Here is a 14,225-nt window from a genome sequence, read left to right as displayed (position 1 = left end):
CACAGGGGAAACCAAAGAGCAGGGGGTGACAATTGTCGCCCCCTGCTCTTTTTTTGTGTGAGGAAGCCAATCACTTTAATTTTTGGAAGACTTTGTAAGTGCGGACCGGTTGAGTTGGTCTAAATTGGGCTTAGTTTGTTTAGGAGTCAACCTACCTAGTTTCAATTAAAGTGGGTTAAATTTTAAGTATGTATTGGGAGTAAATTGAAGGTTGAAATGTCACGGGTAAGATTTTCTTCTTTAAATTAAAGCAACTAAGTTTGTAAAAGATTTTTTTCTGAAGAGCATTCCCTTTATTAAAAAATCAAGGAAAATGTTGTAGATTCTGCAAAAAAGAATTGATTTCTTGATTCCTCATCAACTTTCTTTCTATTATTTTTGGGGCTGGCGTAGGAAATTTATATTTTCTATGCTCAACCTGTGCGATTAAAATTCTCAAAACTCAGTCATTATCGGTCAAATCGGCTTCTTGAGCACTTTGTGGCCGGGGTGCCTGCCTGGACGGCTGCAGACCTTGTCGATCTCAACCGTTGGACGGCCATTCACTTTTACCATCGGCTACCTCTAATCATTGCCCAGCAGATCGAAGAGGAATGGGCGTTTTCTGGAGGGATTAAAGTAGATGAGTCCGACTTTGGGGGCAGACGCAAAGGCAAACAAGGGCGTGGAGCCGCAGGCAAGGTGCCCGTCTTTGGCATTTTGCAACGTGGAGGCAAGGTCTACACAAAAGTGATTCCTGATGCCAAATCTCAGACACTTTTGCCATCATCCGCGAGAAGATCGTCCCTGATAGTATTGTCTATACTGACTATTATCGTTCCTACAATGCCTTGGACGTATCTGAGTTTAAGCACTATCGCATTAACCATAGCAAGCTGTTTGCGGACAAACATAACCACATCCATGGCATTGAAAACTTTTGGAATCAAGCCAAGCGGCATTTGCGTCAATACAATGGCATTCCCAAGCACCACTTTTCCCTGTTCTTGAATGAATGTGAATGGCAGTTGAATTATGGATCCCCCAAGCAATTGAAAGCGACCCTACGGCATCGGGTAAAATTGGCGAATCAATCATTATTTCCTACGCCAGCCCCTTATTTTTAATAATAGTACCGACTTCTATGCTTGATTCCCTTTGAGGGTTTCTATCTATTGGCCGTAAGTTGAAGAGATAAAGGTTTTTGGTCTTGACTTTCTTGTGAATGGAAAATAATTTTCCAATTTTCATATTCCCTTTAAATTGAAATTTGAGGGAAATATAGTGTGCAGGCATGGGTATGACAGTGATATTTTAAAATTTTGTCGATTTATCGGTTTTTTCTTAGAAATGGACTCTGAACGGATTTGGTGGTCAGAGTGGTTTAAGACAATGTGCAAACATTTTTGACGTACAGGAAAGTTTTGCAAATATTGTGGTAAGAATTTTGGTAAAAAGGTTTTGATATACTGGGAACCCCTGATACAATTATATATTAACCACATGAAAGTGTTGATTTCTTTGCCGTTCACTTCAGTGAGGGGTTTTTAAAAAGCGTGACCAAAATTTCAAAAACGATAGAAGATCTCCCCTTTTCTGCCCAAGCTGTTTCATTCGGCGAAATCATTAAAAATGGGGAAATTCCGAAACAATATTTGGATAGTGAGTATATTATGCATCAATTTGTGGAACGTCTGGTTCACTATGTCTTAAGTGTTCCACAAGGCAAATTCTCCATGTCGGAATTGGGAAAACTTTTGGAGAAAATGGAGCCAACCCACCAGGTTTTCTTCTTTAAGCGTCTTAAAGAAAATAGTCCTAACAGCCTGAAGCAATTTGCTCCCTTATATTATGGGTTTATGGCCGAATTTCATCCTTTATTATTTACTTGAAGATCACGCGACCAATAAAAATGTAACCTCATTGCACAATTAAAATGAAAAAATCCTAGAAGGATTACCAGTAGCAGTATATAATCGAAGAGCGAGTACAACAATTTTTTTGTGAGGAATGGATAATGAATTCAATTTTACATCGTGCCGTGGCGAGTTTTTACAATCTTATTTATGAAGGGCAAGCATTTGCCTCAACCATGGCCAGAATTGATGCAGGTGAACAAGAAAGGTATTTTGGTCGGGTAGAAGGGCTCAACTGGGTTTTAGACCGATGTCAAGAATTAGAGGATGTGGATATGAATCTGACTACAGCCTCCCTTCAGAAGTTATTGGGAGACGTCAAGTCAGATCTTGAACACGAACTCTCCATACAACGTAGGGAAAAGGGGCGCCGAGCTGATGGGAGGGAAGAAGCTCTAATTTTTGTCACTGATTACCTCATCAGCTTGATCACCGCCACGGAAATCGAATCAACGAAAAGCCCTGTGTAATTGCCTACCTAACAGTGTTGGGCCATTCGGGGAATGGTCCAAACTCTGCTCTTTGTATTCGGAAATAACATGGGGTTGTCTCGAAAAACAATGGTCCGTGAGTGGATTATCTTAGCCCTATGTTTAGGGTTGGGGGCTCATGTCGCCTTGGGCTTCCTCTTACATGGAGGACAGAATTGGCCGATTGAATCGTATGGATACTATGGGATTTTTTTTGGTGTGTTTATCTATGTTGTAGTCCAGATTGGTCGATCGCTATGGTGGGTTAGGAAAGGAGGTCGGAGTACGCAAGGTTCATAAAATGTCCATTTCACAAAAATAAACACTATTTTTTGCAGAATATGTGGGGCATTGACCTTCAGATGGATGAAAGGTCAGATTTCTCCACGAGGATGCCTTCTTCAATAAGCATAATGGGAATTTGATCACGGATAGGGTAGGCTACTGTTCTATCTGTTCGTAGGAGTCCTCCATCGATTTGTTCAGTGACCGGTTGCCCTCCCTTCGTCTTCAATTCTCCTTTTGAAATCCGTTTATTCAGTCGTTCAACAACCGTTTGGTCCAATAGGCAGACCTCTTGCTTGGTCTCCGGGCAACAGAGAATTGCCAATAGGTCAGCCGCAATTTCACCTTTTCCTGTCGATGTGTCTTCAGATCGCACTATCTGACTCCTTTCAATACGTGCCAATAAACTGACCCACTCTTTTCATTAGAAGAGTAGCACCCACCTTCGTTTGTAGCAAGAAACTCTCAGGAAATTCGGAATTGTGAGCACCCAAACTTCTGTGCCGCTGGTGCTGCGGAGTTGGTGGGTTTTTGCTAGACTGCTTTCATTTTCAATGACCGAACCTTTAATTTTATGAATAGTGCACTTTCTGACCATACCTTCAAGCGGTATTTCCTTACTGGCTTATTTCTTATTATTCCGGCATGGGGTACGTTATTAATTCTCTATACGCTACTCGAAGCCTTAGAACATATGACGGTAGATATTGTGTGGGCTTTGTATGGCGTGAGGATTCCCGGTTCAGGAATTACCTTTTTTTGTCTTCTGGTCCTCTGGGTGGGAATGGGGACGACCCATTTACTTGGCCAGCAGATTCATCGAAAATTGGAAAACTCTTTAGAGCGGATTCCATTTGTGCGTAGTATTTACTATACCCTAAAAAGTATGGCAGATGTCATCAAGTTCCGTGATCGGTTTGGTCAAAGCAATGTCGTCGCATTTCCGTTTCCTCGTGACGGGCTTTGGGCTTTAGGTTTTGACATGGGTTTACCTCCACATAGGCTGCAAGTCGCTCCCGAAGGACCTCTCATGATGGTCTTTGTTCCGACAGCAATCCATCCGTTTACCGGCTATCTGGCCTTTGTCCAAGAAGGAAGCGTGAATCGGATTCAGTTACGACCAGAAGAGGCAATGAAAATGGAGTTTTCTGCGGGACTCTATCATCCCCAACCTGGATGGTTGTCACCAGCAAATTTTGCGAAGAAGGATAATTAACCTGTCAGCAGGATATGAATAAGTCATCCCCGGTCTTCATCAGGCGTGCAACTATGTCTGACCTGAATACTATTGTAAATTTCAACATGGCTTTAGCCAGGGAAACTGAAAATCGAACGTTAAATGTCCAGGTTCTTGAGTCAGGTGTAGAGGCACTTCTTAAAGATGCTGGTAAAGGATGGTACGCGGTTGCAGAAAGGTCTTTTCAGGATGGCCGACTTATTGTAGTTGGGCAGATATTGATCACCTTCGAGTGGAGCGATTGGCGAAACGGGAATTTTTGGTGGCTTCAAAGTGTGTTTGTTCATCCAGACCAGCGCCAACAGCACATCTTTCGGCAACTATATGAGTATGTGCAAGGCCAAGCCCATTTGAACCGTGAGCCCATTTGCGGATATCGTCTCTATGTGGAAGAGAAAAATATTCAAGCCCACCAAGCCTATGCCAAGCTTGGATTTCAAAAAACTGCCTACCATATGTATGAGAAAGAATTTTCCTGGACGTCCCCGTCATTTCTCCAATCAATCGAATAAATGCATTTTCGCTGTTATGGCCAACTGGGCTGAGGACAGGTAGGACTGGCAATATGCGTTTTTTCAGGTTGAGGCAGGGCGTAAAGTCTTGTCTCATAATAGGGCTGGTTTGGGCATGGGTTCCCCCTGCGGTATTGGCCAACCCTTCTGCAGCCCTGATGGCGGTAGAACCCCGTCCACATGTGGGAGATCTTGGGGTCACCATCGGCCGGTATTCTCCTGGCGAAATGAATGCCATCACGGACGTCCAAGGGGTGAAGGTTGGGCATGTCACCATTTATGAAGGCGAGGGGGCCTTGCATGTAGGTCAAGGCCCTGTCCGCACGGGTGTGACCGTCATTATCCCGCGTGAAGATGTCTGGCATCACAAAGTTCCAGCTGGAGCGTTTGTCTTAAATGGGACAGGGGAAATGACGGGATTAGCCTGGATTGCGGAATCAGGTTTTTTGGAATATCCCATTGCGTTAACGAATACGTTGAATGTACCTCGTGTGGCAGATGGTGTCATGAGCTGGATGACTCAACGCTATCCCGGCATCGGGATATCCGATGATACCCTCACGCCTGTGGTGGCTGAATGCGACGATAGCCGACTGAATGATAGTCAGGGAAGGCATGTTTCTCCGGAAGATGTGGTCCGCGCTCTGGAAACTGCATCGATAGGTCCTGTTCCAGAGGGGTCGGTCGGAGCAGGGACGGGGATGGTATCCTACCAATTTAAAGGTGGTATTGGTACCGCCTCTCGAGTACTTCCTTCCGAAGAAGGAGGGTATCGTGTCGGCGTATTGGTGAATGCGAACCATGGTCGTCGGCATGAATTAATGATCTCGGGAGTACCGGTGGGCCAAGTCTATGATAGGGAACTGCCAACCGTTTCCCAGCACAATTCTCAAGAATCGACTGTCGCGACTCTTGGCGAAATCCCAGCAGATTTCCCACAAAAACGACAGGACAGCGGATCAATCATTATCATCATTGCGACGGATGCTCCCCTCGATGCACGCCAACTATCTAGGCTCTCGCGCCGGGCTACCATAGGATTGGCGCGAACCGGGTCAATCTCTCATCATGGCAGTGGAGATTTTGTTTTGGCGTTTTCCACAGCCAATGTCATTCCTCATTATCCGGATGAACGGACATTTTTTATGGCGCATCTTGCTGATACGCATATAAACCCCTTGTTCCAAGCCACCGTGGAGGCCACGGAGGAAGCCATTCTCAATGCTTTATTGCAAGCCACTACGGTCACCGGGCGAGATGGGCGACGCTTTGAGGCGATCTCTATTGATCGACTCCGTTCGATTTTAAATACTTACCGCCTCCGAACTCAGTAAGCGACTGACCTCCAGGGTGGATTTTCTTGGGTCTCATCGGAACTGGCTAGAAAAGGAAGGCGAAATTCAACAACCTTCTTGCATGGACATCGTTTGGCGAGGATTGCTAGACTTGAATCCGATTTAATTACAATGCAGTGTCATGTTGCCCTTTCCCAAGAATCTCATCCTGAAGTGGCCGCTCATGCGGTGTCAGCATCAGTGCATGAGGCGTTAGGCGAAGCAGAGTGTCATCTCGCATTCGTCTTTTTTTCCCCCCATTTTTCTTCAGACATCCAACGCATGGTCGAAATCATCCACGAGAACCTTCGTCCTCAGACACTGGTTGGGTGTATGGGGCAAGGGATTATTGGGGGCGATCAAGAAATAGAAGAACATCCAGGCTTGGTGCTCTGGGGCCTTAGAAGCACCGACATGCGAGTGGTCCCATTTATGTTAACGCCGAAGATAGAGGGTGAGGTGGCTTCACTAGAGGGCTGGCCAGTTGGATTAGAAGCCAATACCTATCCTTCCACATTTTTCCTCTTTGCCGATCCGTTTTCTACCCCCATAGATGAATTATTGTCCCTGTTGGAGGAACATGCTCCTGGCTCGTCTGCCATTGGTGGCATTGCCAGCGGAGGCATGGATGTCGGGGAAAGCCGCCTGGTTTTTAATCGGGACATTATAGGATCTGGGGTGGTTGGAGTGGCGGTTCAGGGTGGAATGGAAATCCGGACGGTGGTGTCCCAAGGGTGTCAACCTATTGGCGAACGCTATGTTGTGACCAAGGTTGATCGAAATGTCATTCAGGAGCTTGGGGGAATCCCGCCGTTGGAGCGCTTGGAAACCACCTTGAAATCGTTGGATGAACACGAACAACAACAAGCGGCCCACGGGCTGCAAGTGGGTATTGCCATGGATGAACATCGCCCCGAATTCGGCCAGGGAGACTTTTTGATCCGCGGGCTGTTAGGAGCCGATCGACAATCAGGGAGTCTCGCCATCGCGGATTTTGTCCAAGAGGGCCAGACGATTCAGTTCCATGTGCGGGATGCTCATGCAGCGAGTGAAGACTTCCATTTACTCTTATCCAAGGAGCGGGTGACCCATCCGGACAGTCTGCCTAAGGGCGCGTTGTTATTTAGTTGTAATGGGCGTGGGCGGCGATTTTTCGAAACTCCCCACCATGACGTGGCCACTCTGCAGCAACAAATGGGGACCATTCCGATAGCGGGGTTTTTTGCAGGTGGAGAAATTGGCCCCGTGAGCGGGAAGAATTTTTTGCATGGCTATACGGCCAGTATGGCGCTGTTTTATGAAGAAGTGTCTCGTCCCTTAAAAATGGATATGACATCGGATACGTTCAACACTAGCAAAGAGAGAGGTTCATGAAAAACGGTATGACGTTACCATCAGGTCTTCGATTACCCGTATTCATTATAGGGTCTTGGATCATTCTCCTCATCATATTTGTTTTGAATCCCCTGTCTGGAAAAGCCGCGGAAGAATCCATGGTGACTACGCCATCTGGATTGCAGTATGTCGATCTCGCTCGTGGCTCCGGGCGCGAAGCCCATGCGGGAGAAACCGCAATCGTCCATTACACGGGGACACTCACCGACGGAACAAAATTCGATAGCTCTAAAGATCGCAATTCACCCTTTTCCTTTCGATTGGGAGCGGGCAGCGTGATTAAGGGTTGGGACGAGGGCGTCGAAGGGATGAACATCGGCGGTATCCGCAAATTAATCATCCCGCCTCAGTTGGGATACGGTTCCCGAGGGGCCGGATCGGCTGTTCCCCCCAATGCAACCCTCATTTTTGAAGTCGAACTGCTCGACCTGCGTTAATGGACGAAACCCCGCTCGTTCACGCCCATCGTGCTCTCAATGCCAAGCTGGTGGATTTCGCCGGATGGCTCATGCCCATCCAATATACCGGTGTCCTTGAGGAGTACTACGCTGTCAGGAAAGCGGCCGGTCTCTTTGATGTCAGTCACATGGGACGCATCGAGATATCAGGAGATCAGGCCGAAGCCTTTCTGCAATGGATCAGTACCAATGACGTGAGCCGCCTCCAGATAGGGAAGGCGCAATATGGCATGGTCTGCCAAGCTTCAGGGGGCATTCTCGATGATGTGTTTGTCTATAGAACCGGGTCATCCACCTTTTTGGTTTGTGTCAACGCTTCCAATCGGGAAAAGATACTCCAGTGGTTCATAAAGCACCAGTCGGGAAAATTCCCTGGAGCAATTATTCGTGATCGATCGGGAGAACTGGCGCAAATTGCGATTCAAGGGCCGGCATCAAAAGCCATCATGCAAAAACTCATGGGGGCACAAATCGAAGCCCTGAAGCCCCGTAGGTGTTTGGCGCTGGAGGGTATGGAGTTTTCCGGTTTGCTTAGTCGGACGGGGTACACCGGAGAGCTTGGATATGAGTGGTATGTGCCTGCGGCACAAGCGGCCCTCGCGTGGGATCGACTCCTGAAGGCCGGTGCGGAATTCGAAGCCAAACCCGCAGGGCTCGGGGCGCGAGATCTTTTGCGGTTAGACGTGGGCTACTTGCTGTATGGCAACGATATGGATGAGAACACCTCGCCGCTGGAAGCCAATGCTGAATGGGTGGTGGACTGGGATAAAGGCGAGTTTCAAGGGCACCTTGCCTTACGCAAACAACAAAAGGATGGTCTCACTCGGCAGCTTGCCGCTTTTGAAATGGTGGAACGGGGCATTCCCCGGCATGATATGGCTATTTTCAGCAATGGTGAGTCGGTGGGTAAGGTCACCAGTGGAAATTTTTCCCCGATTTTGCAAAAAGGGATTGGCTTAGGATATGTACCCTCTGCCTTGTGTAAGGATGGGATGTTGCTTGAAATCGACATTCGTGGAAAGCGCGTCCAAGCCAAGATTGTCACACTCCCGTTTTACAAACGTCCAAAATCCTAAAACTCGATCGTCTTAATCATTGTGAGTGAAACGAGAAATCCTTTGTCGACCGAACACATCTATGCCGGGAAAGTCTTAATACTCAACCGCGAAACTGTGGCATTGCCCAATGGGCAGTCCACCGAGTTGGAAATCATCCGCCATCCCGGCGCCTCGGCTGTCGTGCCGATCACAGGTGACGGTACCGTCGTGCTCATTCGGCAATTCCGACATGCGGCGGGGGGATTCATTTATGAAATCCCAGCGGGCAAACTTCATCCCCAGGAAGATCCTCGTCTTTGTGCAGCACGCGAGTTGGAGGAAGAGATTGGCTATCAGGCCGGTCAGTTGGATTTGCTTACCAGTATTTGGACCGCGCCAGGCTTTACGGATGAAGTCATCCATATCTATCGCGGGACGGATCTGAAGCCTGGCCGTCAACACCTGGACGACGATGAAGTATTGGAAGTGGTGGAATGGCCGCTGGAAAAGGCGATGGCCGGTATTCAAGACGGCACCATTCGTGATGCCAAAACCATCATCGGTTTGCAGCTCGTATTTCTAGCCTCCCATTTTTAAGCGGGCTAGCCGATTACAGATTGATCGGAGACGTCCAGATTCCTCACGTTGGATACTCCTGCCTCACAAGAGTAAGAAACCTCCAGAACGCTGTTTAATCGCACAGTTCAGCTTTTCAAAAATCAGGTATCTGCGCTTTGTCCTGATGTTTGAAATCAGGCATGAGCCATGGGAATGTGATGGGCTCAATCTGTGAGAAAATCTAAAGGACTGCTTGGGTTGGGGGTTGGATTGCTCATCCATCCAGGACGCTTGCTAATGGTTGAGAAAGGATGTCTGCATATGCACTGGTTAATTCCACCCGGCCCAAATGTGGGGCCGGCCGTTGATGCCGGCTTTCGCACCGGAAAGCGGGAGGTTCTCCCAAAATCGACATCAGGTGATTGGCTAAATCGACTCTCGAAACAGCCCGGGTGGCAGAGACATGTCGGATGCCTGTCTCATTGCTCTGTGCGAATTTCATGACGCGTCTGGCTAGATCTGTCACCCAGACAACGGAGCGAGATTCATCTTCCACAATGGTAATAGGAAGGTTTTGTTGAGTGCGGTAACGAAGCCAATCCAAATGACCCGTTCGCCCGTTCGGTGAAGGGCCAATCGCTAGCCCCGTGCGAATCACCAGCGACCCATGTCGTCCCAAGACCAGCCTTTCTGCATTGACACGGGTGTGGCCGTACACACTAATGGGGCATGGACGCGAATGTTCATCGTACTCACCATCTCCACCGAAAACATGATCCGAGGACACATACACCAAACGGATATGGTCAGGTAGCTTCTCCACAACACGACGGAGATGTTGGACGTTGATCTCATGAGCCCAATCGGGATCGGCTTCACATTTCGGCACATCACACACCGCATGGCAATACAACAGGACGTTCGGCTGAAATTGAACAAGGGTTCGTTCAACCCAATCAGAGTTCTCCAACTGAAGGACCGGCCACTCACTGACTGATTCCGACGTATTGCCAGGCGAGATAAACGGCAGAATAGTTTCTGGAAATAATTTGGCCAGGTTGAACCCAAGAATGGAGGTCGCGCCAAAGAGGAGCGTGGATTGGGTCATCTGAACCGAGTTGTTGAGGCGATAGGGTGAATCATGGGGCCGGTTATCTCCTTAATGTTGCACAATTGAAAATGCCCAGCTTAGCAAAGTGCATCCCTCTTTTTTCATGATTTCTTTCACTTCATGTAAATTTATTGAGTTAGAGGGAAGGTCGAACATATCCCCGACTTTGAGTTTCAGGTCATGATTGGAGGAAAAGTAAAAGGCCACCCACTTCTAAACCATACTCAGCAGCCCTAATAATAAAAAAAATTGGGAGGCGTTTTTATTTTCCATCAAAGAATGAAATTATAATATTTTCTCTTCATGGTTCCGGTTCGGTACCGGCTAAATCGTATTTGTAAAAGGCATGGGTTACGGATGGTATATCGGCCAGGGAATGCCATTCGGATCGGGCCATGGCTATCTGAACAGTTTTCCGTTCTTCCTGACTCAAAAAACTTCCAGAAACAACACCGGATCCTCGGTAAACGAAAATCGGTCAGGATGAAATTGAGAGCAATCGTATTTCATGCTTCAGGTGAAATCCAAAGTTTAGAATTAAATGTGAAAATTTTGGAGACCTCTTTTAACAAGTTTCTCATAGGGTATCAAATAGGAAATGAGGGGCGTGTTGGGAATAAGACCCCCTTTTGGGTTCCTCGAGGTTAAGGGTCTATGCCTCTTGTTATCGCGAATGACCTCCTGTCCTTTCTTGAGAAAGCCATGGAGATTTTAAGAAGCATGATGAATATTTCCCTAGGAGGACACATGTCTGAAGAGTTCTTCCTGCAAACATCCAAAGGGATACGTTCCTTATCCATTTAGATATCTGAACTCGGAAGACCCTCAATCTTAATGGGTAACGGGTAGAGCGGTAAGAATATTTCACTTTTAATTTCAATGTGTTACTTGAAAGGATTTTTGGGAAGTTTTGCAGAAAAATCTTGGCAATACTATTGCTTATATGCAGGAGGTTGATTGGAACAGGGACTAATCAATGCATAAACTTTTTGATAGGGAGCGATTAAAAAACCTGGAAACGAAAAGCGAGGTCGGAGGCCAGGTGCGATCCCAGGCATCGATATATGTTTTCCATGGGCAGACCATATGAATAAACCAATTTTGTTAATTGATGATGACCGACCTTACAGGCATGCCTTACGCCTGTATTTGGAGAATCACGGGTTTACTTCTAGAGAAGCGGCAGATGGCCGGGAGGCTCTGGTTTTGTTGGATGGAGGGCTCGACGTGGATCTCATCATATCAGATTATCATATGCCCGTTACCAATGGGCTCGATTTTCTCAAGGCATTGTCCTCTCGTGGAAGGGGACGAGGTGTTCGAGTCATACTTGTGAGTGGTAATATGACAAAGGAAATAGAAAAGGAAGCAAAGCAAGCAGGGGCTTTTGCGTTTCTAGAGAAACCGTACGATTTTAAGGAGCTTCTGGCGTTGGTGTTCCTAGCCGGTAAACTATATGCTCCACAAAAGCATTCTCTGTAATAGGACGGTTTGGAATTCGTGAAGGTGAAATCCGACAAAATCCTTAAAAGAAAATGTGCAATGTGGTATGTCGGGAGGAGATGGTACTTTGATGGAGGGGAGGTGGATATGTGAAAGCGAAAATTTTACTTTTGGACGATGATTCCGAATTATGTTCAACCTTGCGAGATCGGTTGGTCATGGAAGGCTATGATGTTCGGACTGCCTCCGATGGCCGAATGGGATTGAGGCTCTATCATGAAAATCCCGTTGATCTGGTCATTACGGATGTGCTCATGCCTGAAATGGACGGTCTGGAAGTGATACGCGTACTTGCCGGGACACCTTCTCCTCCAATAATTATTGCCATGTCGGGAGGCGGGGACCGTGATTTGGGATTTTTGGTAGAGGCGGCCGAATTTGGTGCAACTCGTACTCTCCCCAAACCCTTTCTTCTGGCTGATCTGGTGAGCCTTGTGAAAGAACTGCTGAGTACCCTGCCTCATTCATCGATATGAACCTTTTGTTTAACTCCGATGGGCGGCATTTGCAAAGATCCAAAGAATCTTCAACATGATGTCCTCACGTATAGTGGTGGAAAAATCTGAACGACCAATGGTCCATTTTCTGGAGTGAGCAGAGGAATGAGTGCGCTGTTCTGGTGCTGAAATGTGGGTTAAGAGAGAAGTGGGTCCTCATAGACACAGCCCAAGATATTGACCGTCACAACTCTGTGAAATTCTATGGATAGAAAGGCTTTCCCCATCTCTAATAACCGTGCCCCATGGCAATGCTGATAAAAGGGGAATCCCAGAATCCTTATAAACTTTTAATTCCAGAATGCCGAAGAGGAGGGTTGACGGCCACAGCAGTTGACGTCAAAGGTTTGTGGAAAGGACTGACTTCAGTCATCATATAATATGAGGACCTTGTAGGGTGGAGCCAGAGACGAGAGCCCAGGTAATCGGTAGAATTATGACGACCAGAGTCGTCACCATTGATATGGATGATTCACTTGAGGTCGTCCGAGATATTTTCAAGAAAGTCCGATTTCATCATCTACTCGTGGTTGATAATCAAAAGCTCGTGGGAATTATTTCCGACCGGGATATGTTGAAAGCCGTCAGCCCGTTTGTCGGTACGATGTCGGAAACCACTCGGGATCGAGCAACCCTCAATAAACGTGCTCATCAAATTATGTCGCATCATCCAGTGACGGTTCGTCCATCCTGTTCTTCGCAAGAAGCGGCTCAACTAATGTTAGCGCGAGGGGTCTCCTGCCTTCCGGTCACAACTAAGGATGGAGAGGTTCTGGGGATAGTCACATGGAAAGATGTGTTGAGAACCATTCTGGATTCCCATGGATTCACGGATGTTTCATAAGTATTTTCATGCCGATTACGGTTTCTGGGCATGCCGCTTGTTTCTGCCTTGCCGGGTTTTTTAGGCTTTTCACCTTCGGTATACTGCCCCTAGAATTTTTCACATCATTATGAATTCTTTTGACAAGGCAGGCGAGCCTGGGGATAAACAGGCATGCCAAGTCAAGAGTCCGCATACGGTAGGGGAGGGCAGTAATGGCAGATAAAAGCTTTATTCTTGAACTTGGTAAACTATTGATCGGTGCCGCATGGGCTGACGGGACACTGTCACCCAGCGAAGTGAACGGGTTAAAAGAACTCTTGTTTCAATTGCCGGAGATTTCCGGAGCGGAATGGATGGAATTGGAACTGTATATGGTTTCCCCGGTGAGCGAGGAAGAACGGCAACGTCTCTTAAATCGTGTGCTAGGACGTATGGGATCGGCAGAGGATAAAGCCCTGGCTTTAGCGACACTTGGCAAATTGATGTCCTCAGAACCATCAGGTGGCGATCAACAAACAGAAGTGGTCCAACAGCTTAGGGCCGATCTTGAGGAGGGCAGTAGCGGATTTTTAGAACATCTTCGACGACCATTTCGTCAAATGCTGAATCTGCGGGGGCAGCATTATACCGAAGAGCATGATCGTGAAAGTCGATTGGAAGATTTCATTAAGAACACCATTTATTTCCAGGTCACGATGGAATTACGAGATCGGGGCATCACTTTTGACCTTCCTGATGCCGAGATTCGCAAGCTGTGTCTCGCGGCGGGATTGATGGCACGAGTGGCCGGCGTGGATCATGTGGTGGATTCAGAAGAAACCACGGTCATGAGTGCCGTACTCAAACGTCATTGGGCATTAACGGATGAACAGGCACAACTGGTGGCGGAAATTAGTCATCACCGGATTTTTCGAGGGTTGGATAGCGTCCGATTGGTGAAACGTTTTAAGGAATTGACGACGTTGACTGAACGGAAAGAGTTTCTCCATTGTTTATTTGAAGTGGCCAATGCGGCTGCTCAGACGTCGTTTGAGGAAATTGAGGAAATTCGAATTATTGCCAAAGGCATGGATCTCAGCCACCAGGATTTTCTTGATGCCAAGCTGG

15 protein-coding genes and 1 pseudogene are annotated in these 14,225 nt (G+C 47.2%); 14 read left to right on the top strand and 2 right to left on the bottom strand.

Going from position 1 to position 14,225, the window contains the following annotated elements:
• Positions 1-420: 420 nt before the first annotated feature.
• The 3 genes and pseudogenes from AAH187_RS16495 (at position 421) to AAH187_RS16485 (ending at position 2,365) form a co-directional block, all read left to right on the top strand.
• Positions 421-1,106: pseudogene (locus AAH187_RS16495) on the top strand (IS1595 family transposase).
• A gap of 429 nt (positions 1,107-1,535) precedes the next feature.
• Complete coding sequence (locus tag AAH187_RS16490) at positions 1,536-1,871, top strand: hypothetical protein (protein WP_342349573.1); 336 nt, start codon at positions 1,536-1,538, stop codon at positions 1,869-1,871.
• 125 nt (positions 1,872-1,996) lie between these two features.
• Positions 1,997-2,365, top strand: a complete 369-nt coding sequence (locus AAH187_RS16485; RefSeq protein WP_342349572.1) for a hypothetical protein — start codon at positions 1,997-1,999, stop codon at positions 2,363-2,365.
• Positions 2,366-2,723: 358 nt separating this feature from the next.
• On the opposite strand, the gene AAH187_RS16480 is transcribed toward AAH187_RS16485, so the two are convergent.
• On the bottom strand, positions 2,724-3,026 hold the full coding sequence (locus AAH187_RS16480) for a Trm112 family protein (protein ID WP_342349571.1): 303 nt from the start codon (positions 3,024-3,026) through the stop codon (positions 2,724-2,726).
• Between the two features lie 198 nt (positions 3,027-3,224).
• On the opposite strand from AAH187_RS16480, the gene AAH187_RS16475 reads away from it, so the two are divergent.
• From AAH187_RS16475 to AAH187_RS16445, 7 genes are all read left to right on the top strand, one after another.
• A complete protein-coding gene (locus AAH187_RS16475) occupies positions 3,225-3,866 on the top strand; it encodes a DUF502 domain-containing protein (RefSeq protein WP_342349570.1) in 642 nt (213 codons plus the stop codon).
• A gap of 53 nt (positions 3,867-3,919) precedes the next feature.
• Positions 3,920-4,399: a GNAT family N-acetyltransferase gene (locus tag AAH187_RS16470; RefSeq protein ID WP_342349569.1), complete on the top strand. Its 480-nt coding sequence runs from the start codon at positions 3,920-3,922 to the stop codon at positions 4,397-4,399.
• A gap of 158 nt (positions 4,400-4,557) precedes the next feature.
• A complete protein-coding gene (locus tag AAH187_RS16465) occupies positions 4,558-5,733 on the top strand; it encodes a P1 family peptidase (RefSeq protein WP_342349568.1) in 1,176 nt (391 codons plus the stop codon).
• A gap of 132 nt (positions 5,734-5,865) precedes the next feature.
• Complete coding sequence (locus tag AAH187_RS16460) at positions 5,866-7,107, top strand: FIST N-terminal domain-containing protein (RefSeq protein WP_342349567.1); 1,242 nt, start codon at positions 5,866-5,868, stop codon at positions 7,105-7,107.
• The gene (locus AAH187_RS16455) at positions 7,104-7,565 is read left to right on the top strand and encodes an FKBP-type peptidyl-prolyl cis-trans isomerase (RefSeq protein ID WP_342349566.1); all 462 of its coding nucleotides are present in this window, start codon (positions 7,104-7,106) and stop codon (positions 7,563-7,565) included. The genes AAH187_RS16460 and AAH187_RS16455 overlap by 4 nt, the downstream gene beginning before the upstream one ends.
• A complete protein-coding gene (gene gcvT, locus AAH187_RS16450) occupies positions 7,565-8,662 on the top strand; it encodes a glycine cleavage system aminomethyltransferase GcvT (RefSeq protein WP_342349565.1) in 1,098 nt (365 codons plus the stop codon). The genes AAH187_RS16455 and gcvT overlap by 1 nt, the downstream gene beginning before the upstream one ends.
• A gap of 42 nt (positions 8,663-8,704) precedes the next feature.
• A complete protein-coding gene (locus AAH187_RS16445) occupies positions 8,705-9,220 on the top strand; it encodes an NUDIX hydrolase (RefSeq protein WP_342349564.1) in 516 nt (171 codons plus the stop codon).
• A gap of 235 nt (positions 9,221-9,455) precedes the next feature.
• Here the strand turns inward: AAH187_RS16445 and AAH187_RS16440 are convergent, their stop codons facing one another.
• The gene (locus AAH187_RS16440; protein ID WP_342349563.1) at positions 9,456-10,289 is read right to left on the bottom strand and encodes a sugar nucleotide-binding protein; all 834 of its coding nucleotides are present in this window, start codon (positions 10,287-10,289) and stop codon (positions 9,456-9,458) included.
• A 1,089-nt stretch (positions 10,290-11,378) separates the two neighbouring features.
• On the opposite strand from AAH187_RS16440, the gene AAH187_RS16435 reads away from it, so the two are divergent.
• The 4 genes from AAH187_RS16435 to AAH187_RS16420 form a co-directional block, all read left to right on the top strand.
• Entirely contained in the window at positions 11,379-11,774 is a 396-nt protein-coding gene (locus AAH187_RS16435; RefSeq protein WP_342349562.1) for a response regulator, read from the top strand.
• 110 nt (positions 11,775-11,884) lie between these two features.
• On the top strand, positions 11,885-12,271 hold the full coding sequence (locus AAH187_RS16430; protein ID WP_342349561.1) for a response regulator: 387 nt from the start codon (positions 11,885-11,887) through the stop codon (positions 12,269-12,271).
• A gap of 457 nt (positions 12,272-12,728) precedes the next feature.
• Positions 12,729-13,136 carry a CBS domain-containing protein gene (locus tag AAH187_RS16425; protein WP_342349560.1) on the top strand — a complete coding sequence of 136 codons (408 nt, stop codon included), beginning with the start codon at positions 12,729-12,731 and terminating at the stop codon, positions 13,134-13,136.
• 194 nt (positions 13,137-13,330) lie between these two features.
• On the top strand, positions 13,331-14,225 hold an 895-nt coding region (locus tag AAH187_RS16420), incomplete at its 3' end, for a TerB family tellurite resistance protein (protein WP_342349559.1).

The organism is uncultured Nitrospira sp. (assembly GCA_902500695.1).
Lineage (GTDB): Bacteria > Nitrospirota > Nitrospiria > Nitrospirales > UBA8639 > Nitrospira_E.
The sequence above is the reverse complement of the archived record's forward strand: the minus strand, read 5'-3'. Positions and strand labels throughout refer to the sequence as shown.

What these genes read in the sequence shown, in the direction of transcription:
- AAH187_RS16465 (WP_342349568.1), top strand. Translation starts at nt 4,558, where the DNA reads ATGGCGGTAGAACCCCGTCCACATGTGGGAGATCTTGGGGTCACCATC.
- AAH187_RS16435 (WP_342349562.1), top strand. Translation starts at nt 11,379, where the DNA reads ATGAATAAACCAATTTTGTTAATTGATGATGACCGACCTTACAGGCAT.
- AAH187_RS16440 (WP_342349563.1), bottom strand. Translation starts at nt 10,289, where the DNA reads ATGACCCAATCCACGCTCCTCTTTGGCGCGACCTCCATTCTTGGGTTC.
- AAH187_RS16475 (WP_342349570.1), top strand. Translation starts at nt 3,225, where the DNA reads ATGAATAGTGCACTTTCTGACCATACCTTCAAGCGGTATTTCCTTACT.
- AAH187_RS16455 (WP_342349566.1), top strand. Translation starts at nt 7,104, where the DNA reads ATGAAAAACGGTATGACGTTACCATCAGGTCTTCGATTACCCGTATTC.
- AAH187_RS16425 (WP_342349560.1), top strand. Translation starts at nt 12,729, where the DNA reads ATGACGACCAGAGTCGTCACCATTGATATGGATGATTCACTTGAGGTC.
- AAH187_RS16470 (WP_342349569.1), top strand. Translation starts at nt 3,920, where the DNA reads ATGTCTGACCTGAATACTATTGTAAATTTCAACATGGCTTTAGCCAGG.
- AAH187_RS16460 (WP_342349567.1), top strand. Translation starts at nt 5,866, where the DNA reads ATGCAGTGTCATGTTGCCCTTTCCCAAGAATCTCATCCTGAAGTGGCC.
- gcvT (WP_342349565.1), top strand. Translation starts at nt 7,565, where the DNA reads ATGGACGAAACCCCGCTCGTTCACGCCCATCGTGCTCTCAATGCCAAG.
- AAH187_RS16485 (WP_342349572.1), top strand. Translation starts at nt 1,997, where the DNA reads ATGAATTCAATTTTACATCGTGCCGTGGCGAGTTTTTACAATCTTATT.